The 19,863-nt window shown below is 72.3% G+C and carries 22 protein-coding genes; 2 read left to right on the top strand and 20 right to left on the bottom strand.

The features are described from left to right. The first annotated feature begins 83 nt into the window (after positions 1 to 83). On the top strand, positions 84 to 413 hold the full coding sequence (locus ACYVG5_RS18140) for a hypothetical protein (RefSeq protein WP_222049196.1): 330 nt from the start codon (positions 84 to 86) through the stop codon (positions 411 to 413). A gap of 10 nt (positions 414 to 423) precedes the next feature. Here ACYVG5_RS18140 and murA read toward each other — a convergent pair whose 3' ends face one another. Continuing rightward, entirely contained in the window at positions 424 to 1,707 is a 1,284-nt protein-coding gene (gene murA, locus ACYVG5_RS18135; RefSeq protein ID WP_222049145.1) for a UDP-N-acetylglucosamine 1-carboxyvinyltransferase, read from the bottom strand. 87 nt (positions 1,708 to 1,794) lie between these two features. On the opposite strand from murA, the gene ACYVG5_RS18130 reads away from it, so the two are divergent. Further along, entirely contained in the window at positions 1,795 to 2,403 is a 609-nt protein-coding gene (locus tag ACYVG5_RS18130; protein WP_222049144.1) for a cob(I)yrinic acid a,c-diamide adenosyltransferase, read from the top strand. A gap of 133 nt (positions 2,404 to 2,536) precedes the next feature. Here the strand turns inward: ACYVG5_RS18130 and ACYVG5_RS18125 are convergent, their stop codons facing one another. The 19 genes from ACYVG5_RS18125 to rho all read right to left on the bottom strand — a co-directional run. Further along, positions 2,537 to 2,941, bottom strand: a complete 405-nt coding sequence (locus ACYVG5_RS18125) for a DUF2550 domain-containing protein (RefSeq protein WP_222049143.1) — start codon at positions 2,939 to 2,941, stop codon at positions 2,537 to 2,539. A 36-nt stretch (positions 2,942 to 2,977) separates the two neighbouring features. Continuing rightward, the gene (locus ACYVG5_RS18120; protein WP_222049142.1) at positions 2,978 to 3,367 is read right to left on the bottom strand and encodes a F0F1 ATP synthase subunit epsilon; all 390 of its coding nucleotides are present in this window, start codon (positions 3,365 to 3,367) and stop codon (positions 2,978 to 2,980) included. A 198-nt stretch (positions 3,368 to 3,565) separates the two neighbouring features. Next, positions 3,566 to 3,787 (bottom strand): hypothetical protein, encoded by a 222-nt coding sequence (locus tag ACYVG5_RS18115; protein ID WP_222049141.1) that lies wholly within the window; start codon positions 3,785 to 3,787, stop codon positions 3,566 to 3,568. Positions 3,788 to 4,053: 266 nt separating this feature from the next. After that, a complete protein-coding gene (gene atpD / locus ACYVG5_RS18110) occupies positions 4,054 to 5,499 on the bottom strand; it encodes a F0F1 ATP synthase subunit beta (RefSeq protein WP_222049140.1) in 1,446 nt (481 codons plus the stop codon). A 94-nt stretch (positions 5,500 to 5,593) separates the two neighbouring features. Then, a complete protein-coding gene (locus ACYVG5_RS18105) occupies positions 5,594 to 6,562 on the bottom strand; it encodes a F0F1 ATP synthase subunit gamma (protein WP_222049139.1) in 969 nt (322 codons plus the stop codon). 1 nt (position 6,563) lies between these two features. Then, on the bottom strand, positions 6,564 to 8,201 hold the full coding sequence (atpA, locus tag ACYVG5_RS18100) for a F0F1 ATP synthase subunit alpha (protein ID WP_222049138.1): 1,638 nt from the start codon (positions 8,199 to 8,201) through the stop codon (positions 6,564 to 6,566). A 77-nt stretch (positions 8,202 to 8,278) separates the two neighbouring features. Beyond that, positions 8,279 to 9,109 carry a F0F1 ATP synthase subunit delta gene (locus ACYVG5_RS18095; RefSeq protein WP_222049137.1) on the bottom strand — a complete coding sequence of 277 codons (831 nt, stop codon included), beginning with the start codon at positions 9,107 to 9,109 and terminating at the stop codon, positions 8,279 to 8,281. Further along, on the bottom strand, positions 9,109 to 9,696 hold the full coding sequence (locus tag ACYVG5_RS18090) for a F0F1 ATP synthase subunit B (protein ID WP_222049136.1): 588 nt from the start codon (positions 9,694 to 9,696) through the stop codon (positions 9,109 to 9,111). Before ACYVG5_RS18090 ends, ACYVG5_RS18095 begins: the two co-directional genes overlap by 1 nt. Positions 9,697 to 9,750: 54 nt before the next feature. Then, complete coding sequence (gene atpE, locus ACYVG5_RS18085; RefSeq protein WP_014377627.1) at positions 9,751 to 9,981, bottom strand: ATP synthase F0 subunit C; 231 nt, start codon at positions 9,979 to 9,981, stop codon at positions 9,751 to 9,753. A gap of 112 nt (positions 9,982 to 10,093) precedes the next feature. Further along, positions 10,094 to 10,921, bottom strand: a complete 828-nt coding sequence (atpB, locus tag ACYVG5_RS18080; RefSeq protein ID WP_222049135.1) for a F0F1 ATP synthase subunit A — start codon at positions 10,919 to 10,921, stop codon at positions 10,094 to 10,096. Continuing rightward, positions 10,918 to 11,175: an AtpZ/AtpI family protein gene (locus ACYVG5_RS18075; RefSeq protein ID WP_246630499.1), complete on the bottom strand. Its 258-nt coding sequence runs from the start codon at positions 11,173 to 11,175 to the stop codon at positions 10,918 to 10,920. Before ACYVG5_RS18075 ends, atpB begins: the two co-directional genes overlap by 4 nt. A 92-nt stretch (positions 11,176 to 11,267) precedes the next feature. Next, positions 11,268 to 11,753, bottom strand: coding sequence for a hypothetical protein (locus ACYVG5_RS18070; protein WP_222049133.1), 486 nt, complete (start codon positions 11,751 to 11,753; stop codon positions 11,268 to 11,270). Beyond that, complete coding sequence (locus ACYVG5_RS18065; RefSeq protein WP_222049132.1) at positions 11,750 to 13,024, bottom strand: MraY family glycosyltransferase; 1,275 nt, start codon at positions 13,022 to 13,024, stop codon at positions 11,750 to 11,752. The genes ACYVG5_RS18070 and ACYVG5_RS18065 overlap by 4 nt, the downstream gene beginning before the upstream one ends. 4 nt (positions 13,025 to 13,028) lie before the next feature. Continuing rightward, positions 13,029 to 14,363, bottom strand: coding sequence for a serine hydroxymethyltransferase (locus ACYVG5_RS18060; protein ID WP_222049131.1), 1,335 nt, complete (start codon positions 14,361 to 14,363; stop codon positions 13,029 to 13,031). Between the two features lie 580 nt (positions 14,364 to 14,943). Beyond that, positions 14,944 to 15,585, bottom strand: a complete 642-nt coding sequence (locus ACYVG5_RS18055) for an L-threonylcarbamoyladenylate synthase (RefSeq protein WP_222049195.1) — start codon at positions 15,583 to 15,585, stop codon at positions 14,944 to 14,946. Between the two features lie 14 nt (positions 15,586 to 15,599). Continuing rightward, entirely contained in the window at positions 15,600 to 16,457 is an 858-nt protein-coding gene (gene prmC / locus ACYVG5_RS18050; protein ID WP_460683426.1) for a peptide chain release factor N(5)-glutamine methyltransferase, read from the bottom strand. 17 nt (positions 16,458 to 16,474) lie between these two features. Then, a complete protein-coding gene (gene prfA / locus ACYVG5_RS18045; protein ID WP_460683419.1) occupies positions 16,475 to 17,557 on the bottom strand; it encodes a peptide chain release factor 1 in 1,083 nt (360 codons plus the stop codon). Between the two features lie 111 nt (positions 17,558 to 17,668). Further along, complete coding sequence (rpmE, locus tag ACYVG5_RS18040) at positions 17,669 to 17,899, bottom strand: 50S ribosomal protein L31 (protein WP_222049192.1); 231 nt, start codon at positions 17,897 to 17,899, stop codon at positions 17,669 to 17,671. Between the two features lie 144 nt (positions 17,900 to 18,043). After that, positions 18,044 to 19,863: transcription termination factor Rho (gene rho / locus ACYVG5_RS18035; RefSeq protein ID WP_460683418.1), on the bottom strand; the 1,820-nt coding region annotated here is incomplete at its 5' end.

The following is a 19,863-nucleotide window of genomic DNA, read 5'->3' as shown; positions in this document are numbered from 1 at the left end:
CCGCCGGCCGACCGGGCGGTGGCACACTCGACACGGCGCGGGATCCCGTGCCGGTGCGCCGCGAGCCGACCGGGGAGGTCCGGGTGCCGATCGACGCCGGAAGCCTGCACTACGCCGTCGGGCCGGTCATCGCCGCGGTCATGGTCGCGGTGATCGCGCTGTTCCTGCGCTGGGCGTTCGATTCGGGAAGATCGGGCGGCAGCAACCGCGACAAGTCCGCGACCGACGGCCTGCTGACGCCGGTCGCGACGGTCACCCGCCGGGAATCGGCGCTGGCCCTGCGCGCGGTGCTCTCCGATGCCGGGATCCGCTCCACCCTCCGCCAGCCGGCGCCCCACCGGACCGACGTGCTGGTGTTCTCCGAGGACGCCGAGCGTGCCCGCGAGCTGGCGCTGTCGTTCCGGGGCAGCTGAAGGAGGGACGTCAGTCGGCGCGGTCGCTGCGTTCGATCGACACGCCCACGCCGCGCAGCTGCTCGACGAAGTCGGGATAGCCGCGATCGATGTGCCGGACGTCCTGCACCTCGGTGACACCGTCGGACAGCAGTCCGGCCAGCACGAGGCCGGCACCGGCGCGGATGTCGGTGGCCAGCACCGGCGCGCTCGACAGCCGCTCCCGCCCGCGGACGACGGCGTGGTGCCCGTCGATGCGCACGTCGGCACCCAGCCGGACCAGCTCGTTGACGAACATGAACCGGCCCTCGAAGACGTTCTCGGTGATCAGGGCCGTGCCGGTGGACACCGCGGCCAGCGCGACCGCCATCGGCTGCAGGTCGGTCGGGAACCCGGGAAAGGGCAGCGTGACGACGTCGACACCGCGCGGCCGATCGGTCATCGCGACCCGCACCCCGTCGGGGACCACTTCCACCGTCGCGCCCGCGCTGACCAGCTTCTCCATCGGCACGGTGAGGTGGTCGGCGATCGCACGCTCGATGACGACGTCCCCGCGCGTCATCACCGCCCCGATCGCCCACGTCCCGGCCACGATCCGGTCGGGGACGGTGGTGTAGGCCACCGGCTGCAGCCCGGCCACGCCCTGGACGGTGATGGTGGAGGTGCCTGCGCCCTCGATCTCGGCGCCCATCGCGGTCAGCATCCGGCAGAGGTCGCTGATCTCGGGCTCGCGGGCCGCGTTGTCCACGATGGTGGTGCCCTCGGCCAGCACCGCGGCCATCACCAGGTTCTCGGTGGCACCGACCGAGGGGAAGTCCAGCCAGATCGAGGTGCCCACCAGCTTGGGGGCGGTCGCGATCAGGAAGCCGTGCTCGTTCACCACCGTGGCACCCAGCCGCTCGAGGCCGGCGATGTGCATGTCCAGGCCACGGGAACCGATCGCGTCACCGCCGGGGAGCGCCACCTTCGCCGTCCCGCAGCGGGCGACCAGCGGGCCCAGCACGCTGATCGAGGCCCGCATCCTGCGGACGAGGTCGTAGTCGGTCTCGCTGGAGGGCTGCTCGGGGACGTCGATGTGCACCCGGCCGCCGCCACCGCTGCCGGCCGGGTAGCGGTCGAAGGTCACGCCACAGCCCAGGCGGCGCAGCACCTCGCTCATGATCTCGACGTCGAGGATGTCGGGGACCTCCTCGAGGGTGGTCCGTCCGGACGCGAGCAGCGCGGCGGCCATCAGCTTGAGCGCGCTGTTCTTCGCCCCGGTGACCCTGACGCGCCCCTGCAGCGACGTCCCACCGGTCACCGAGAAGCAGTCCACCAGCCCACCCTACGGTGGCCGCGCCGCGGGGTCCCACCGCGAGCGTGCGGGGGGTGGGGAGCCGGGTCCCTCTTCTAGGCTCGGCCCATGACGGTCCGCTTGACGCGCATCTACACCAGGGCCGGGGACGCCGGCGAGACGCACCTCGGGGACATGAGCCGGGTGACCAAGACCGATCCGCGCCTGGTCGCCTACGCCGACGTCGACGAGACCAACAGCGTGCTGGGCCTCGCGGTGGCGCTCGGGAGCCCTGCCCCCGAGCTGGCCGACCTGCTGCGCAGCGTGCAGAACGACCTCTTCGACGTCGGGGCCGACCTGTCCACCCCGGTGACCGAGCAGCCGGCCCATCCGCCGCTGCGGATCACCCCCGAGTACACCCAGCGGCTGGAGGCGGCGTGCGACGCCGCCAACGAGCCGTTGCCGGCCCTGACGTCCTTCGTGCTGCCCGGCGGCACGCCCCTGGCGGCGCTGCTGCACCAGGCCCGGACGGTCGCCCGCCGGGCCGAGCGCAGCGTGTGGGCCCTGCTGACCGTCGACGCGCCCCGGACCAACCCCGAGACCGCCCGCTACCTCAACCGGCTCTCGGACCTGCTGTTCATCCTGGCCCGGACGGCCAACCCCGACGGCGACGTCCTGTGGGAGCCCGGCGCCCACAGCGGCGTGCACGCCCAGCGCGCCGCTCGTCCAAGCGACTGACGCGAACCCAGCGTCAGTCTGGAACGGCCCCTCAGGCCCCGTCCCGAGGCTCGCCCCGAGCTTGCGAGGGGTGAGGAGGACGGGGTCCTCCAACCGCCGCGAGCCTGCGAGCGGTGGGGGGCAAGGGGGTCCTTCAGCGGTCGACCGGCGGAGCCGACTCGATCCAGGACAGGAACCCGGTCACCGTCGAGGAATCCATGGCCAGGTCGTGCGGGCCGGCGCCGGTCCGGCAGGTCAGGACGACGCTCTCGGCCGGTAGGGACAGGTCACCGGGGGTCGGCCGCCGCCGGGCGTCGACCTGGAACTCCGACCGGCACAGCCGCTGGTTGGGGCGGACCGACAGGGACAGCCCGCGGTACCACAGCAGCATGTCGCCGGAGTACCACGCGACGCCCACGGACCACCGCGGTGCACCGGCCGGCCGCAGCCACATGGTGACCGCGCCCAGCCCGGAGAGCAGGAACCTCCGGCGCAGGAGGAAGGCCGCCACGAGGCCGACCACCAGCAACCCGACGAGCACCAGGATCGCGGTGGTCATCGGCGGGCCCTCGGCGGCAGCGCGGCCGAACGGGGCTCAGGCGTCCTGACCGGCGGCCCGGAGGCGGGACTGGGCCCGGCGGGCAGCGGCCTGGGCGTCCGGGTCGTCGCCGTCGCCTTCGGCACGGCGGAGCGCCTCGCGGGCCCGCTCGACGTCGATCTCGCTGGAGATCTCGGCCGTCTCGGCAAGGATCGAGACGCCCTTCTCGGTCACCGAGAGGAATCCGCCGTGCGCGGCGACGATGAGGTCCTCACCCGACTCCGGGCGGATGCGCACCACGCCACCGGGCGCGAGTTCGCCCAGCAGCGGGGCATGGCCGGGCAGAACCCCGAGCTCGCCCTCGGTCGTCCGGGCGATGACCATGGTGGCCTCGCCGGACCAGATCATCCGCTCCACGGCCACGAGCTCGACCTGCAGGGTCGCCACGACACTCCTCGGGGTCCACCGGGCCGGCGGTGCTGGACCGGCGGGTGCTGGGCCGCCGGTCCGGATGGACGCGGCGACGGGTCGGTGCCCACTCTAGCCGGGGCACGGGGTGTCCTCGCTGGCAACCCTGTGTGGGCGGGCCCCGGTGCAGGGTCCCGCCGCGAGCTTGCGAGCGGTGGGGGGCAGCGGGCTCCTTGCTCAGGCCGCGCGCCGGTACAGCACGGTCCAGCGGCCGACCCGGATCGCCGGGTACCGGACCACGGACGCCGGCGCCCAGTCGGGGGTGTCGAAGGGCTCCGCGGCGAGCTCGATCGGCGCGTAGGGCGGCCAGCTCCAGTCCATCGCATCCGTCACGCAGGCACTGGAGGTGCCGGCCGGGCTGGTGCTGTTCCCGACGTCCACGGGATGTCTGCTGCGCACGGTCGCTCTCCCACCGGGGCATCCGCCATCCGGATGCACTGGGAGCATGATCGACGCAGCTGCGCCGGTCCTTGAACGCTGAGGGATCTTCCACCCGATCCGGGTGTCGCGCCCCAGCTCGTCGTCACTCTCCGTAAGGATCGTGGGCACGAGGCGCAGACGCCGACGGCCGGGTCCCTCCGGAGAGGGACCCGGCCGTCAACCGGCCTCCCTGCAGGGTCCCGCCGCGAGCGGTGCGAGCGGTGGGGGGCAGGGAGGTCCTTCTACTACTGCTTCTTCAGCTTGTCGTAGTTGCGCTCGAGGTCCTCGAGGCCACCACACATGAAGAAGGCCTGCTCGGGAACGTGGTCGTACTCCCCCACGGTGAGCGCCTTGAACGCCTGCAGCGTCTCCGAGAGCGGGACGTAGGAACCCGGCTGCCCGGTGAACGCCTCGGCCACGAACATGTTCTGCGAGAGGAACCGCTCGATCCGCCGCGCACGGTTGACGGTCACCTTGTCCTCTTCACCGAGCTCGTCGATCCCGAGGATGGCGATGATGTCCTGCAGCTCCTGGTAGCGCTGCAGGATCCGCTGCACCTCGCGGGCGATGTCGTAGTGCTCCTGCCCGATGTACTGCGCATCGAGGATCCGGCTGGTGGAGTCCAGCGGGTCGACGGCCGGGTAGATGCCCTTCTCCGAGATGGGCCGGGAGAGCACGGTCGTGGCGTCCAGGTGGGCGAACGTGGTGTGCGGCGCCGGGTCGGTGATGTCGTCGGCCGGCACGTAGATCGCCTGCAGCGAGGTGATGGACCGGCCCCGGGTCGAGGTGATCCGCTCCTGCAGCGTGCCCATCTCGTCGGCGAGGGTCGGCTGGTAGCCCACCGCGGACGGCATGCGCCCCAGCAGCGTGGACACCTCGGAGCCGGCCTGGGTGAACCGGAAGATGTTGTCGATGAAGAGCAGCACGTCCTGGTCCTGCTCGTCGCGGAAGTACTCCGCCATCGTCAGCGCCGACAGCGCCACCCGCAGTCGGGTGCCCGGCGGCTCGTCCATCTGCCCGAAGACCAGCGCGGTCGAGTTGATGACGCCCGACTCGGTCATCTCGGTGATGAGGTCGTTGCCCTCACGGGTGCGCTCGCCGACGCCGGCGAACACCGACACGCCACCGAACTCCTGGGCAACGCGCCGGATCATCTCCTGGATGAGGACGGTCTTGCCGACGCCGGCCCCACCGAACAGGCCGATCTTCCCGCCACGGACGTAGGGGGTCAGCAGGTCGATGACCTTGATCCCGGTCTCCAGCAGCTCGGTGCGGCCCTCGAGCTGGTCGAACTTCGGCGCGGGCCGGTGGATCGTCCAGTGCAGGGCGTCCTCGCCGTAGCCGGGCGTGTCCAGGCACTCACCGAGAGTGTTGAAGACGTGGCCGGTGACGGCGTCGCCGACCGGCACGGAGATCGCCGAGCCGGTGTCCCGTACCTCGGCACCGCGGACCAGGCCGTCGGTCGGGGCCATCGAGATGGTGCGGACCACGTTGTCGCCCAGATGCTGGGCGACCTCGAGGGTCAGCGTCTTGCCCAGTTCGGCGAGGGTGACCTCGACCTTGAGCGCGTTGTACAGCTCGGGCATCGCGTCGCGGGGGAACTCGACGTCGACGACCGGGCCGGTGACCCGGACGACCCGGCCGGTGCCGGTGGTCTCCTGAGTGCTCGGACGGTCCTCGGTGACGGTCATCTGTGTTGCTCTCCTGCCCTCGGGCTCGGTGGTCTCGCGTGTTCGGTTTCCTCGGTCGGGACGGCGGGTGCCGCCCCGACCGGGGCCTGCTCGGTCAGATGTCGCTCCCCGACGAGACCAGCGCATCGGCACCGCCGACGATCTCGCTGATCTCCTGGGTGATCTCCGCCTGGCGGGCCGCATTCGCCTGCCGGGACAGGTTCTTCGCCAGCTCCTCGGCATTGTCCGACGCCGACTTCATCGCCCGGCGGCGCGACGCCGACTCCGAGGCGGCCGCCTCGAGCATCGCCGCGTAGATGCGGGTGGTGATGTACTTCGGCAGCAGCGCGTCGAGCAGCTCCTCCGCCGACGGCTCGAACTCGTAGGACGTCGGGACGTCGCTGGTGCGCTCGGCCTCCAGCTGCTCGTCCCGCTCGTCGCGGAACTCCTCGACCTCCTCGACCTCCAGGGGCGCCATCCGCTTGGCGACGGGCACCTGGGACAGCAGGGAGCGGAACTCGGTGTAGACGATGTGCAGCTCGTCGACGCCGAAGATGCCGTCCTCGCCGGCCCCGGACTCGTCGTCGTCGGCCCCGGCGGTGAACGCCTCGATGAGGGTGCGGCCGACCTCCTGGGCGTTCTCGTAGCCGGGCTGCTCGGAGAAGCCGGTCCACGTGTCGACCATGTCCCGGTCGCGGAACCGGTAGTAGGTCTCGCCCTTGCGCCCGACGACGTAGAGCAGCGGCTCCTTGCCCTCGTTGCGCAGCAGCCCCAGGAGCTCCTCGGTGCGGCGCAGCACGTTGACGTTGTAGGACCCGGCGAACCCGCGATCGGAGGTGATGACCAGGACGGCGACCCGGTCGGGCCTCTCCCGCTCGCTGAGCAGCGGGTGGTCGAGGCTGGCCGAGGAGGCCAGCGCCGACAGCACCCGGGTGATCTCCCGGGCGTAGGGCTGGGACGCCTCCACCCGGTTCTGCGCGCGCACGATGCGGGCACCGGCGATCAACTCCTGGGCCGAGAAGATCTTCTTCGTCGACTGGGTGGAGCGGATGCGGCGCCGCAGCGCGCGGAGGGAACCGGCCATGTCAGCGGCTCCGCTTGACCTGGACGGTCTCCTGGCCACGGTCGCCGGCGTCCATGGCCTCGACCTCGGCCTCGTTGACCTTCAGCGACTCGCCCTCACCGGTACGGAACTGGTCGAGGAAGGAGTCCACCGCACGCTCCAGGCTGCCGACCGTGTCATCGCCCAGCTTCTTGGAGTTGCGGATGTCGTCGAAGATCGTGTTGTCGCCACGGCCGACGAACTCGAGGAACTCGGCCTCGAAGCGACGGACGTCGGCCACCGGCACCTTGTCCAGCCGCCCGGTGGTGCCCAGCCACAGCGACACGACCTCGCGCTCGACCGGGAACGGCGAGTACTGCCCCTGCTTGAGCAGCTCGACCAGCCGCTGACCACGGTCCAGGGTGGCGCGGCTGGACGCGTCGAGGTCCGAGGAGAACGAGGCGAAGGCCTCGAGCTCGCGGAACTGGGCCAGGTCCAGGCGGAGCCGGCCGGCGACCGACTTCATCGCCTTGATCTGCGCGGAGCCACCCACCCGGGACACCGAGACGCCGACGTTGATCGCCGGGCGGACACCGGAGTTGAACAGACCCGTCTCGAGGAAGATCTGGCCGTCGGTGATCGAGATGACGTTGGTCGGGATGTACGCCGAGACGTCGTTGCCCTTGGTCTCGATGAGCGGCAGGCCGGTCATCGACCCCGCACCCAGCTCGTCGGAGAGCTTCGCGCAGCGCTCGAGCAGCCGGGAGTGCAAGTAGAAGACGTCGCCGGGGTAGGCCTCGCGGCCCGGCGGGCGGCGCAGCAGCAGGGACACCGCGCGGTAGGCCTCGGCCTGCTTGGACAGGTCGTCGAAGACGATCAGGACATGCTTGCCCTCGTACATCCAGTGCTGACCGATGGCCGAGCCGGTGTACGGGGCGATGTACTTGAAGCCGGCTGCCTCGGAGGCGGGAGCGGCGACGATGGTCGTGTACTCCATCGCACCGGCCTCCTCCAGCGCGGCCCGGGTGGCCGCGATGGTGGAGCCCTTCTGACCGACCGCCACGTAGATGCAGCGGACCTGCTGCTGCGGGTCGCCCGTCGCCCAGGCCTGCTTCTGGTTGATGATCGTGTCCAGCGCGATCGCGGACTTGCCGGTCTGCCGGTCACCGATGATCAGCTGACGCTGGCCACGGCCGATCGGGGTCATGGCGTCGATCGCCTTGATGCCGGTCTGCATCGGCTCGTGCACCGACTGCCGCTGCACCACGGAGGGCGCCTGGAGCTCCAGGGCGCGGCGGCCGGTGGTCGCGATCGGACCGGCACCGTCGATCGCGTTCCCCAGCGGGTCCACGACCCGGCCGAGGTACCCGTCGCCGACGGGCACGGAGAGCACCTCGCCAGTGCGCCGGACGGTCTGGCCCTCCTCGATCCCGGCGAAGTCGCCCAGGATGACGACACCGACCTCGCGCACGTCGAGGTTCAGCGCCAGGCCCCGCACACCGCCCTCGAACTCCAGGAGCTCGTTGGTCATGACCGAGGGCAGGCCCTCGACGCGGGCGATCCCGTCACCGGACTCGGTGACGATCCCGACCTCCTCCCGGGAGACGTCGGGGCGGTAGTCACTGACGTAGTTCTGGATGGCACTGCGGATCTCGTCCGCGGAGATCGTCAGCTCGGCCATGGCTCTGCGTCCTCTTCCTGCTGCTCTGTGGGTGGTGGGGCGGGCCGGGTGATCGCGTCTGACGCGGTCGGTCCGGCTCAGCCGGCCAGCCGCCGGCCGGCGGCCTCGAGTCGGTGGGCGATGCTGCCGTCGATGATCTCGTCACCGACACGGATGACCAGCCCACCCAGCACGGCCGGGTCGACCTGGACCTGCAGCCCGATGCTCCGGCCGTAGAGACGCTCGAGCACCCCGACGAGCCGTCCTTCCTGGTCGGCGGTGAGCGGGACCGCGCTCACCACGTGGGCGACCGACAGGCCACGGCGGCGCGCGGCCATCTCGGAGAGCCGCTCCACCGCGCCCTGCGGGTTGTGCACGTGCGGGCTGGTGAGGGAGTTCCGCACCAGCCGCTCGGTCACCGGGCTCACCTTGCCGGTGAGCAGCCGGTCCAGCAGTGCCGTCTTCCCCTCCCGGGGCGCCGACCGGTCCCCGAGGATCCGGAGCAGGTCCTCGTCCCCGGCGATGATGCGGCCGAAGCGGAACAGCTCGTCCTCGACGCCGTCGAGTTCCTGCCGCGCGTCTGCCGCGTCCAGCGCCGCCTCCACCGCGAGGGTCTCGGAGGCCTCGACGAGGTCGAGGGGACGTGACCACCGCTGCCGGGCCACGCTCTCCACGACGGTCAGCGCGGCCGGCGAGATCTGCGAGCCGAGCAGCCGACGGGCCAGTCCGGCACGGTCGTCGGGCCGCACGGAGGCGTCCGACATGGCCCGGCGCAGCGAGGGCTCGCCCTCGAGCAGATGGGCCACCGAGAAGAGCTCGTCGGCGAGGGCGATCAGGGCGTCCCCGCGCCGGTTGCTCGGGGCACCCTGGGTCTGCCCGGACAGCGCCGCGCGCGCCTCGTCCATGGCGGCCCGGCTGGAGGCGTGCATCAGCGGTCGCCCTGCGGGGCGTACGCCGAGCTGCCCCCGCGACCGTCAGCGCTCGCCGTGGTCGCGGACATGCCGTCGAGCTGGTCCAGGAACCGGTCGACGGTGCCGCTGCGGCGTGCGTCGTCGGTCAGGGACTCGCCGACGACCCGGCCGGCCAGCTCTACCGCGAGCGTGCCGATCTGCCCGCGCAGCTGCTGGACCACCTGCTGCCGGTTGGCCGCCAGCTGCTCCTCACCGCGGGCGACGATCCGCGCGGACTCCTCCTGGGCCTGGGCGCGCAGCTCCTCCAGGATCTGCTGCCCCTCGGCCCGGGCGGTGTCCCGGATTTGTGCGGCCTCGGTGCGCGCCTCGGCCAGCTGCGCGCGGTACTGCTCCAGCGAGGCCTTGGCCTCGGCCTGCATCGCCTCCGCCCGCTCGATGCCGCCCTCGATCGCCTCCCGGCGGGCCTTGAAGACCTGTTCGAACCGGGGGGCCACGAACTTGATCACCACGAAGGCCAGCACCGCGAACGCGATGGTGCCGATGATGATCTCGCCCACCGGCGGGATGAGCGGGTTCGCGCCCTCCGCAGCAGCCAGGATGCTCATGCTCTCAACGTCCCTGTCTCGATGTCAGTGACCGAACTCGACGACGAGAACGGATCAGGTGCCGTAGACCAGCGGGGCGACGAAGCCGATCAGCGCGAGCGCCTCGGCCAGGGCGAAGCCGAGGAAGGCGTAGGTGCGGGTGAGCCCAGCGGACTCGGGCTGACGCGCGGTGGCCTGGATGTAGGCGGCCCAGACGAGGCCCACACCGATGCCGGGGCCGATCGTGGCGATGCCGTAACCGACCGAACCGATGCTGCCCTCGAGCTCTGCGAGTACCTCGATCATTGCGGGGTGTTCCTCCTGTGTCGTCGTCCGGCATTCACCGGGCGGCTGGCGGGGTCATGCGGGTGGTGCAGTCCGTAGGGGTGACCGACCGGGTCGGCCACCCTGGCCGAGATCAGTGTGCAGGCTCGACCGAGCCGTTGAGGTAGGTGCCCATCAACATGGTGAAGACGTAGGCCTGCAGGAAGATGACCAGCAGCTCGAAGAAGGTCATCGCGATCGCCATCAGGGCCGAGATCGGCCCGAAGACGGCAGAGAAGTTGCCCACCGTGAGCAGGTAGGTCGCCCCCAGCGCGAAGGTCACCAGCAGCATGTGGCCGGCGAACATGTTGGCGAAGAGTCGGATGGCCAGGGTGAAGGGCCGGACGATGAAGTTCTGCAGGAGTTCCAGCGGCGTGATCAGGACGTACATCGGCTTGGGCACACCGGGCAGGAACATGATGTCCCGGAAGTAGGGCCACACCCCCTGGTTCCGGATGCCGACCGCGATGTAGACGAGCCAGCAGATCACCGCGAGCACCAGCGGGAAGGCGAACTTGGACATCGGCGAGATCTGGGCGAGCGGGATGATCGCCATCAGGTTGTTCGCCAGGATGAAGAAGAACAGCGAGGCCAGGAAGGGCGCGAACGGCAGCCCCTTCGGCCCGATGACGTCCCGGGCGATGCCGTCCCGCACGAAGGAGTAACCGCTCTCCCCGATGAACTGCATCTTGCCGGGCACGATCTGCGGGTTCTTCACCGTCGCCACCAGGAAGGCGACCATCGCGAGCGTGGCCACCCAAAGGATCAGCGTGATCCGGGTGATCTCGAACTCCACGCCGAGCAGCGAGAAGCTCGCGATCGCCTCGGGGAAGAACTCGCCGATGCCGGGGGGCGTGAAGCCGCCGCCGGGGTCGCTCTCCACAGCGAGTACGCCGTTGAGCGCGAGGGCGCTGGAGGTCACCGTTGTCCCTTCTGCGTCTGTCCCTGCACCCGCGGCTGGCTCCGTCGTCCGCCCGGGGTCGAACCAGCGCGCTGCCCGGGGACCGGGTCCATCGCGCCGTACTTCTTGACCACCACGTAGATGGCCACTGCCACACCGAGGATGACGCCCAGGGCGAAGAACACGCGGGTGTCCAGCCACTGGTCGATCAGCCACCCGGCCCCGCCCCACACGGCCATCCCGGACATCAGGGTTCCGGTGACCGCCCAACCCATGTCGGCCCCGCTGGGCTGACGAGCTGCACGCGCAGGTCGCGGTCGAGCGTCTCCGCGCACGGAGGGGTCCTCGGCCATCGCGCCGGACACTATCAGTCGCGTGTCCGGGGCCTGTCCGGGTCCGTCGCCCGGTCGTTCCCGGGCACCTCCGGAGGAGCCGGCGGCGGGACGTAGTACAGCTGCCGCGTCCACACCCAGCGCAGTTGCAGTCCGCTCCAGAGCAACGCGCCCGCGACCACGGTCCAGCCGAGTGTCACCCGGTCCAGCCACCCGTCCGGCGGGAGGCCGGTGAGCAGCGGAAAGAGCAGGAGAGCCTTGACGCCGAAGGCGAGGAGCGCGGCCGGCAGCGTCCAGGTGTCATCGACCTTGCCGGCCCAGGCGACGACCAGCCCGGAGACGCAGAAGAAGGCGGTCACGACCGCGGCTCCGACCACGACCGCCAACGCATCACCCCAGCCGAGCACCAGACCGACCAGGGGCGCAGCAACGGCGGTGGCCGCGAGGGCGACCAGTGCGCCGATCCGCAGGAAGGACAGGTCCCAGGGGGCGGCCGTGCGCTGCCCCGACGAGGCGCTCACCGCCGCACCCCCGCAGGCGAGGCGGCCGACGACGTCATCGGCGGGGAGGCCACCGGCGGGTCGAGCGGCCCGCCCGCAGGGAGGCCACCGGCCCGGGCCACCCGGCGGGTCGGGTGGGCCGACCGGCTGCGCTGCCGCTGAGCGGCCACCTCGGCCTGCCGGGCGGCGATCGCCGCGCGCCGGGCCCGCGGGCTCAACACGACCACGACGCCGACCACCAGCAACGCGCCGATGACGACGAGCACCTCCACCGTCCCCCCGGTGATCGACAGCGCGACGGCACCGAAGCTGAGCAGGGCCGCCCAGAAGTACATGATCAGTACGGCCCGGCGGTGCGAGTGCCCGATGGACAGCAGCCGGTGGTGCAGGTGCATCTTGTCCGGCGAGAACGGGGACCGACCGCGCCGGGTGCGCCGGACGACGGCCAGCACCAGGTCGGCCACCGGGATGAAGAGCACCGCGATCGGCACCAGCAGCGGCAGCGCCAGCGGGAGCAGGCTGGCCGCCGAGTCGAATGTCTGGGGGTCGGCCTGACCGGTGGCCGACACCGCGGCCGCCGACAGCATCAGCCCGACCAGCATCGAGCCGGAGTCGCCCATGAAGATCCGGGCGGGGCTGAAGTTGTGCGGCAGGAAGCCCAGGCAGGCACCGGCCAGGACGGCGGTGATCAGCGCCGGGGCGCTGGCCACGTCGTCGTAGCCGACCAGGCCCAGGTGGTAGCTGTAGGCGAAGAAGGCCAGCGCCGCGATCGCCGAGACGCCCGCGGCCAGCCCGTCCAGCCCGTCGATGAAGTTCAGCGCGTTCACCGTCAGCACGGTGAGCAGGATCGTGGCCGGCACCCCGACCGACGGCCCCAGGATCAGCGTGCCGATGTCGGCGACCGGCAGGAACAGGTAGAGCAGCTGGACACCCAGCAGCACCATCACCCCGGCCGCGGCGATCTGACCGGTGAGCTTGGTCAGCGCGTCGAGGCTGAACCGGTCGTCGAGCACGCCGAGCAGGCAGATCAGCCCGCCGGCGATCAGCACGCCGACGGTCTGGGAGTCGTCGAACGTCCGCTGCAACGCCGGCAGCCGGGTGGCCACCAGCACCGCGGCGGCCACCCCGAGGTACATCGCCACTCCCCCGCCCCGCGGGGTGGGGATGACGTGCACGTCGCGGTCCCGGACGGCCGCCATCATGCGCATCCGGATCGCCGCCACCCGGACCACGGGCGTGGCCAGGAACGTGACCACCGCGGCGGTCAGCAGGACGACGACGTACTCGCGCATCGGGTCAGGCGGTCCGGTGCGGCGCCGGGGAGGCAGTCGGCGGGGCGGGCTGGGGATAGGCAGGGTGGGCGCCGACCAGGTCGCGGACGCCGGCGACGATCTCCGCCGTGCGGGACCCGTCGGTGTCGCGGATGGCGCTGCCGATCAGTGAGGCGATCGACTTCATGTCGGACTCCACCATTCCCTGGGTGGTCACCGCCGGGCTCCCGACGCGGATGCCGGACGCGACCGAGGCCGGCTGCGGGTCGAAGGGAATGGCGTTCTTGTTCAGCACGATCCCGGCCGCGTCGCAGCGGGCCTCGGCGACCTTGCCGGTGACGGTGGCGCCGGAGGTGTCGGTCACCTGCTGCAGGTCGAGCAGCGCGAGGTGGGTGTCGGTGCCGCCGGCGACCGGGCGGAGCCCCTCGGCCGCGAGCCCCTCGGTGAGCGCCTGGGCGTTGGCGATGACCTGGCGGGCGTAGGCCTGGTACCCGGGGGTCAGGCACTCCTTGAGGTTGACCGCCTTGGCGGCGACGGCGTGCATCAGCGGGCCGCCCTGCATCATCGGGAAGGCGGACTTGTCGATGGCCTTCGCGTGCTCGGCCCGGCAGACGATCGCGCCGCCGCGCGGGCCGCGCAGCACCTTGTGCGTGGTGAAGGTCACGACGTCGGCGTACGGGACCGGGGACGGGATGGCCTTGCCGGCCACCAGGCCGATGAAGTGGGCGGCGTCGACCATCAGGATGGCGCCGACCTCGTCGGCGATCTCCCGGAAGGCGGCGAAGTCGATCAGCCGCGGAATGGCCGAGCCGCCGCAGACGATCAGCTTGGGCCGGTGCTCGCGGGCCAGGTCACGGACCTGGTCATAGTCGATGTGCTCGGTCTTCGGGTCGACGCCGTACTGCACCGCGTTGAACCACTTGCCCGAGAAGGACACCTTGGTGCCGTGGGTGAGGTGCCCGCCGTGCGGCAGCGCCATGCCCAGCAGGGTGTCGCCCGGGGAGAGGAAGGCGCCGTAGGCGGCCAGGTTGGCACTGGCCCCCGAGTGTGGCTGCAGGTTGGCGTGCTCGGCGCCGAAGAGTTCCTTGGCCCGGGCGATGCCGATCTCCTCGGCACGGTCCACGACCTCGCAACCGCCGTAGTACCGCCGGCCGGGGTACCCCTCGGCGTACTTGTTCGACAGGGTGCTGCCCAGCGCGGCCAGCACGGCCGGGCTGGTGAAGTTCTCGCTGGCGATCAGCTGCAGCCCGCCGCGGAGCCGGTCGAGCTCGTCGAGGACCACCCCGGAGATCTCCGGGTCGAAGGCCGCCAGGGCGTTGAAGTCCGGCCCCCAGTAGGGGGTCTCGGTGGGGGTGCTCATCGCGGCTGCACTCCAAGGGCTGGACGACGATGCGTCGGTACGGGCGCCCGCGTGCGCCGACGTCGGGCGCGCGGCTGTCGCCCCACGGTATCGCTATAACACTGCGACCCTCGCGGGCCGCACCGCGGCCACGTGCCGTCCCCCCGCGCCGTTGAGCCGTTTCGTGCGATGACAGCGGGACCCTCCGGGCCCGCGCTGTCCTCCCACAGTCGTCCTGCCGGACGACGCCGTGGTCCGGTCCCGATATCGGTGACCGGCATCGTCCCCCAGCGGCGTGAAGCCGCTGCGGGCGATGACAGCGGGAGCCTCCGGCCCCGCGCCGCCCTCCCACAGTCGTCCTGCCGGACGACACCGTGGCCCGGTCCCGACATCGGTCACCGGAGCCGTCCCCCGCGCCGTTGAGCCGTTTCGTGCGATGACAGCGGGACTCTCCGGGCCCGCGCTGTCCTCCCACAGTCGTCCTGCCGGACGACGCCGCGGTCCGGTCCCGACATCGGTGACCGGCATCGTCCCCCAGCGGTGCGAAGCCGCTGCGTGCAATGACAGCGGGACCCTCCAGGCCCGCAGGGGCGCCCTGTGCTCAGTCGGTGATCTCCGGCACGACCTCGCGGAGGCGGTCGACCTCGATCGCGCCGACCCGCAGCACCCGGGGGGTGGGGCCGGTGCAGTCGACGATGGTGCTGGCCGCCGAGCCCTCCCGAGAGCCGTCGTCCAGGACGACGGCGGCGTGCTCGCCCAGCTGGTAGTCCGCCTGCTGGCCGGTGGTCGCGGCCGGGCGGCCGGAGCGGTTGGCGCTGGAGACGGCGAGCGGACCGGTGTGGCGGAGCAGTTCCCGGGTCACGTCGTCGTCGGGGAGCCGGACCGCGACGGTGCCCTCGGCGTCCCCGAGGTCCCAGGCCAGCGACGGCGCGTGCTCGACGACGAGGGTCAGGCCGCCGGGCCAGAACGCCTCGGCCAGCTGGTGGGCCACCGGTGGGACCGTGGTGACCAGCCCGGCGAGGGTGGCGGCCTCCCCCACCAGCACCGGGACGGGCATGGAACGCCCCCGATTCTTGGCCGCGAGGAGCTTGGTCACCGCGGAGGGGGTGAAGGCGTCGGCGGCCACCCCGTAGACGGTGTCGGTGGGCAGGAGGACCAGGTCGCCCCGGGAGAGCGCGGCGGCGGCGGCGGCCAGGCCCGCGGTGCGCTGGTCGGGGTCGCTGCAGTCGTAGACGTCGGCCACGAGGCCGCAGTCTGTCACTGCGCCCCGGCACCCCCGGTCAGCCGGGCCGTCGTGTACCGCGGGCGCCCGGCCAGGTCGGCGTGGTCGGCGACGCCGGTCCAGCCGCCGACGCTCCGCACCAGGGTCGGCACGGCGCTCCCCTGCGCGTCGGCGTGCTCGATGCCCAGCCAGCCGCCGGGGCGGAGCAGCCGGGCGGCGGTGCGCAGCAGCCCGCGGACGACGTCGAGGCCGTCCGGCCCGCCCCACAGCGCCAGCGGGGGGTCGTGGTCGGCGACCTCGCGGGGCAGCCGGGCGCCGTCGGGCACGTAGGGCGGGTTGGAGACGACGACGTCCACCGCGCCGTCCAGCGCGGGCAGCAGCCCGTCGTCGGTCATGTCCCCGGCGAGCACCTCGACCGGGGTGTCACCGGCTGCGGCCCGCGTGGCGGCGTTGTGCCTCGTCCACTCGATCGCCCCGGCGTCGGCCTCCACGGCGACCACCCGGGCGCCGGGGTGCTCGTGCGCCACCGAGAGCGCGATCGCTCCCGAGCCGGTGCCCAGGTCCACGACCCACGGGTGGTCGGCCCCGGCGATCCGCTCGAGCACCCAGCCGGCGATCAGCTCCGTCTCCGGCCGGGGCACGAACACCCCGGGCCCGACGGCCAGCTCGAGGAACCGGAAGGGTGCGGTGCCGGTGAGGTGCTGCAGCGGCACCCGCGACGCACGCTCGGCGACCAGCCCGGTGAACCGGGCCGCGGCCTCGTGGGGCACCGCGCCGAGGGTGAGCAGCCGGGCGCGCGGCACGCCGAGGACGGCGGCCAGCAGCAGCTCGGCGTCCACCCGCGGGGATTCCACCCCGCCGGCGGCCAGGTCCCGGACGGCGTCGGCGAGCAGCGCCCGGGGAGGGACGGTCAGGAGCCGGCCGCCATCAGCTCCGCGGTGTGCGCCGCGGTGAGCGCGTCGATGACCGGGTCGAGCTCGCCGTCGAGGACCTGGTCGAGGTTGTGCGCCTTGAAGCCGACCCGGTGGTCGTTGATCCGGTTCTCGGGGAAGTTGTAGGTGCGCACCCGCTCGCTGCGGTCCACGGTGCGCACCTGGCTGCGGCGGACGTCGCTGGCGGTGGCCGCGGCCTCCTCGCGGGCGGCGACCAGCAGCCGGGACCGGAGCACGCGCAGCGCGGACTCCCGGTTCTGCAGCTGGCTCTTCTCGTTCTGCGAGCTGACCACGATGCCCGAGGGCAGGTGGGTGATCCGGACGGCGGAGTCGGTGGTGTTGACGCTCTGGCCGCCCGGCCCCGAGGAGCGGAAGACGTCGATCCGCAGGTCGTTCGGGTCGACGCTGACGTCGACCTCCTCGGCCTCGGGCAACACCAGCACACCGACGGCGGAGGTGTGGATCCGCCCCTGCGACTCGGTGACCGGCACCCGCTGGACCCGGTGCACGCCGCCCTCGAACTTCAGCCGGGACCAGATCCCCTCGTCGCCGCGGGACTTCACCGCGACCGCGACGTCCTTGTAGCCCCCCAGCTCGGCGTCCACGGCGTCGAGCACCTGGGTGGCCCAGCCGCGCCGCTCGGCGTAGCGCAGGTACATGCGCAACAGGTCACCGGCGAACAACGCGGACTCCGCACCCCCCTCCCCTGCCTTGATCTCGAGGATGACGTCCTTGTCGTCGTCGGGATCCTTGGGCAGCAGCAGCTCGTTGAGCCGGTCGCCCAGCGAGGCCACCTGCACCTCGAGCCCCGCCGCCTCGGCGGCGAAGGACGGGTCCTCGGCGGCCAGCTCCCGGGCGGCGGCGAGGTCGCCGCGGGCCTCCTCCAGCGCCCGCGAGTGCTCCACCAGCGGCGCGAGCGAGGCGTAACGGCGGCCCAGCCGGCGGGCGCGGGCGGCGTCGGCGTGCACCGAGGGATCGGCGAGCTCCGCCTCCAGGGAGGCGTGCTCGGCGAGCGCGTCAGCCAGCCGGTCGGTACCGGGACCGGCGCTGCTGCTGCTCACGAACGCTCCTGGGTACTCGGGCCCGAGACGGGCACGGGGCGGGGGTGGTCCGGACACGACGACGGCGCCTGCCCGCCCCGGGGAGGGGCGGCGCAGGCGCCGTCGAGGGTGCTACTTGGCGTCCGTGGAGGCGCCGGCGCGCTTGCCGAACCGCTTCTCGAAGCGGGCCACGCGGCCACCGGTGTCCAGGATCTTCTGCTTGCCGGTGTAGAAGGGATGGCAGGCGGAGCAGACCTCGACGGTGAGGGCCTCGCCGCGGTAGGTGCTGCGCGTGCTGAACGTGTTGCCGCAACCACACGTCACCTGGGTGGCGGTGTAGTCGGGGTGGATGTCGGCCTTCATGCCGCTCACCCTCTCTCTGCTCGGTTGGTCTGCTGGGGGGAACGCCGCCGGCGGTGTGGAGATTCCACCGCGGCGCAGGCTCCGGCCGACCAGTCTCCCAGACGGGGGACCGGGCGGCCGGGCCGGGTCGGTCGGTGCGGCCGGTCAGTCCTTCTCGCCGAGGCCCAACGTGGTCTTCTGCACCTGCATGAGGAACTCGATGTTGTTGCGGGTCTTGCGCATCCGGTCCAGCAGCAGCTCGATCGCCTGCTGCGGCTCGAGCGCCGACAGCACGCGGCGCAGCTTGATGATGATCGCCAGCTCGTCGGGGGCCAGCAGGATCTCCTCCTTGCGGGTGCCCGACGCGTTGACGTCGACCGCCGGGAAGACCCGCTTGTCCGCCAGCCGGCGGTCGAGCTTGATCTCGGCGTTCCCGGTGCCCTTGAACTCCTCGAAGATGACCGTGTCCATCGTGGACCCGGTCTCCACCAGCGCCGAGGCGATGATGGTCAGCGAGCCACCGTTCTCGATGTTGCGGGCGGCACCGAGGAAGCGCTTCGGCGGGTACAGCGCCGTCGAGTCCACACCACCGGACAGGATGCGCCCGCTGGCCGGGGCGGCCAGGTTGTAGGCGCGGCCGAGCCGGGTGATCGAGTCGAGCAGGACGACGACGTCGTGGCCCATCTCGACCAGCCGCTTGGCCCGCTCGATCGACAGCTCGGCGACCGTGGTGTGGTCCGACGGCGGCCGGTCGAAGGTCGAGGCGATGACCTCACCCTTCACCGAGCGCTGCATGTCGGTGACCTCTTCGGGTCGCTCGTCCACGAGCACGACCATCAGGTGGCACTCGGGGTTGTTCGTGGTGATCGCGTTGGCGATCGCCTGCAGCACCATCGTCTTGCCCGCCTTGGGCGGGCTGACGATCAGTGCCCGCTGCCCCTTGCCGATGGGCATGACCAGGTCCATCAGCCGGGTGGTCAGCTGGTTGGAGTCCGTCTCCAGCCGCAGGCGCTCCTGCGGGTAGAGCGGGGTCAGCTTGGTGAACTCCGGGCGGTTGCGCGCCTGGTCGGGCTCCAGCCCGTTCACCGAGTCCAACCGGACCAGCGCGTTGTACTTGTCCTTGCGCTCGCCCTCGCGGGGCTGGCGGACCGCGCCGGTGATGGCGTCACCGCGGCGCAGACCGTAGCGGCGCACCTGGGACAGCGAGACGTAGACGTCGTTCGGCCCGGTCAGGTACCCCGAGGTGCGGACGAAGGCGTAGCTGTCCAGGACGTCGAGGATCCCGGCGACCGGCAGCAGGACATCGTCCTCGCTGACCGTCGGCTCGCTCGGCTCGAACCGCTCCCGTCCACCGGGGGCGTTGCCGCCGCGACGGTTGCGGTCGCGGTAGCGGCGGCCCCGGCGACGGCCGCTGCCCTCGAAGTCGTCGTCGTCCTCGTCGGGGCGCCCGCCGTCGGTGCGGTCGTTGCGCCCGCCGTCGGTCCGGTCGTTGCGCCCGCCGTCGGTGCCGTTGCGGGCACCGTCGGTGCCGTTGCGGGCACCGTCGGTGCGGTTGCCGTCCCGGCCGCCGCGCTCGGGGCGGTCCTCGCGGTTGCCGCGCTCGCTGCGGTTCCGGCCGCGCTCGGGGCGCTCGCCGGCCTCGGCGTCGGCACCACGGTTGCGCCCACCCCGCGGTTCGTCGGAGCCCGCCTCGGCGTCCCCACCACGGTTGCGCCCACCCCGGGGCTCGTCGGAGACCGCCTCGGCGCCACCACGGTTGCGCCCACCCCGCGGCTGCTCTTCGGTGCTGGGATCGGCGGCGGCGGTGCCGCCGTCCCGGTCGGCGCGCTCACGGCGGTTGCCACGGCTGCGCGGCGGGCGCTCGCCGTCGGTGCGCGCGTCGGCCGACGCGGGGGCATCCACCGGGGCGGTCGCCGTCGCGGTCGGCTCGGCCGCCGTCGCGGTCGACTCGGCCGCCGTCGCGGTCGACTCGGCCGCCGGGGCCG

Source organism: Modestobacter lapidis, assembly GCF_054780755.1.
Note: the sequence above shows the minus strand (reverse complement) of the source record. Positions and strands in the feature narration are given on the sequence as shown.

Coding starts and splice junctions, on each gene's coding strand:
- ACYVG5_RS18075 (WP_246630499.1), bottom strand. CDS start 11,175: ATGGGTTGGGCGGTCACCGGAACCCTGATGTCCGGGATGGCCGTGTGG.
- ACYVG5_RS18060 (WP_222049131.1), bottom strand. CDS start 14,363: ATGAGCACCCCCACCGAGACCCCCTACTGGGGGCCGGACTTCAACGCC.
- atpD (WP_222049140.1), bottom strand. CDS start 5,499: ATGACCGTCACCGAGGACCGTCCGAGCACTCAGGAGACCACCGGCACC.
- ACYVG5_RS18125 (WP_222049143.1), bottom strand. CDS start 2,941: ATGACCACCGCGATCCTGGTGCTCGTCGGGTTGCTGGTGGTCGGCCTC.
- ACYVG5_RS18130 (WP_222049144.1), top strand. CDS start 1,795: ATGACGGTCCGCTTGACGCGCATCTACACCAGGGCCGGGGACGCCGGC.
- ACYVG5_RS18090 (WP_222049136.1), bottom strand. CDS start 9,696: ATGAGCATCCTGGCTGCTGCGGAGGGCGCGAACCCGCTCATCCCGCCG.
- ACYVG5_RS18105 (WP_222049139.1), bottom strand. CDS start 6,562: ATGGCCGGTTCCCTCCGCGCGCTGCGGCGCCGCATCCGCTCCACCCAG.
- atpE (WP_014377627.1), bottom strand. CDS start 9,981: ATGATCGAGGTACTCGCAGAGCTCGAGGGCAGCATCGGTTCGGTCGGT.
- rpmE (WP_222049192.1), bottom strand. CDS start 17,899: ATGAAGGCCGACATCCACCCCGACTACACCGCCACCCAGGTGACGTGT.
- atpA (WP_222049138.1), bottom strand. CDS start 8,201: ATGGCCGAGCTGACGATCTCCGCGGACGAGATCCGCAGTGCCATCCAG.
- ACYVG5_RS18065 (WP_222049132.1), bottom strand. CDS start 13,024: ATGCGCGAGTACGTCGTCGTCCTGCTGACCGCCGCGGTGGTCACGTTC.
- ACYVG5_RS18095 (WP_222049137.1), bottom strand. CDS start 9,109: ATGCACGCCTCCAGCCGGGCCGCCATGGACGAGGCGCGCGCGGCGCTG.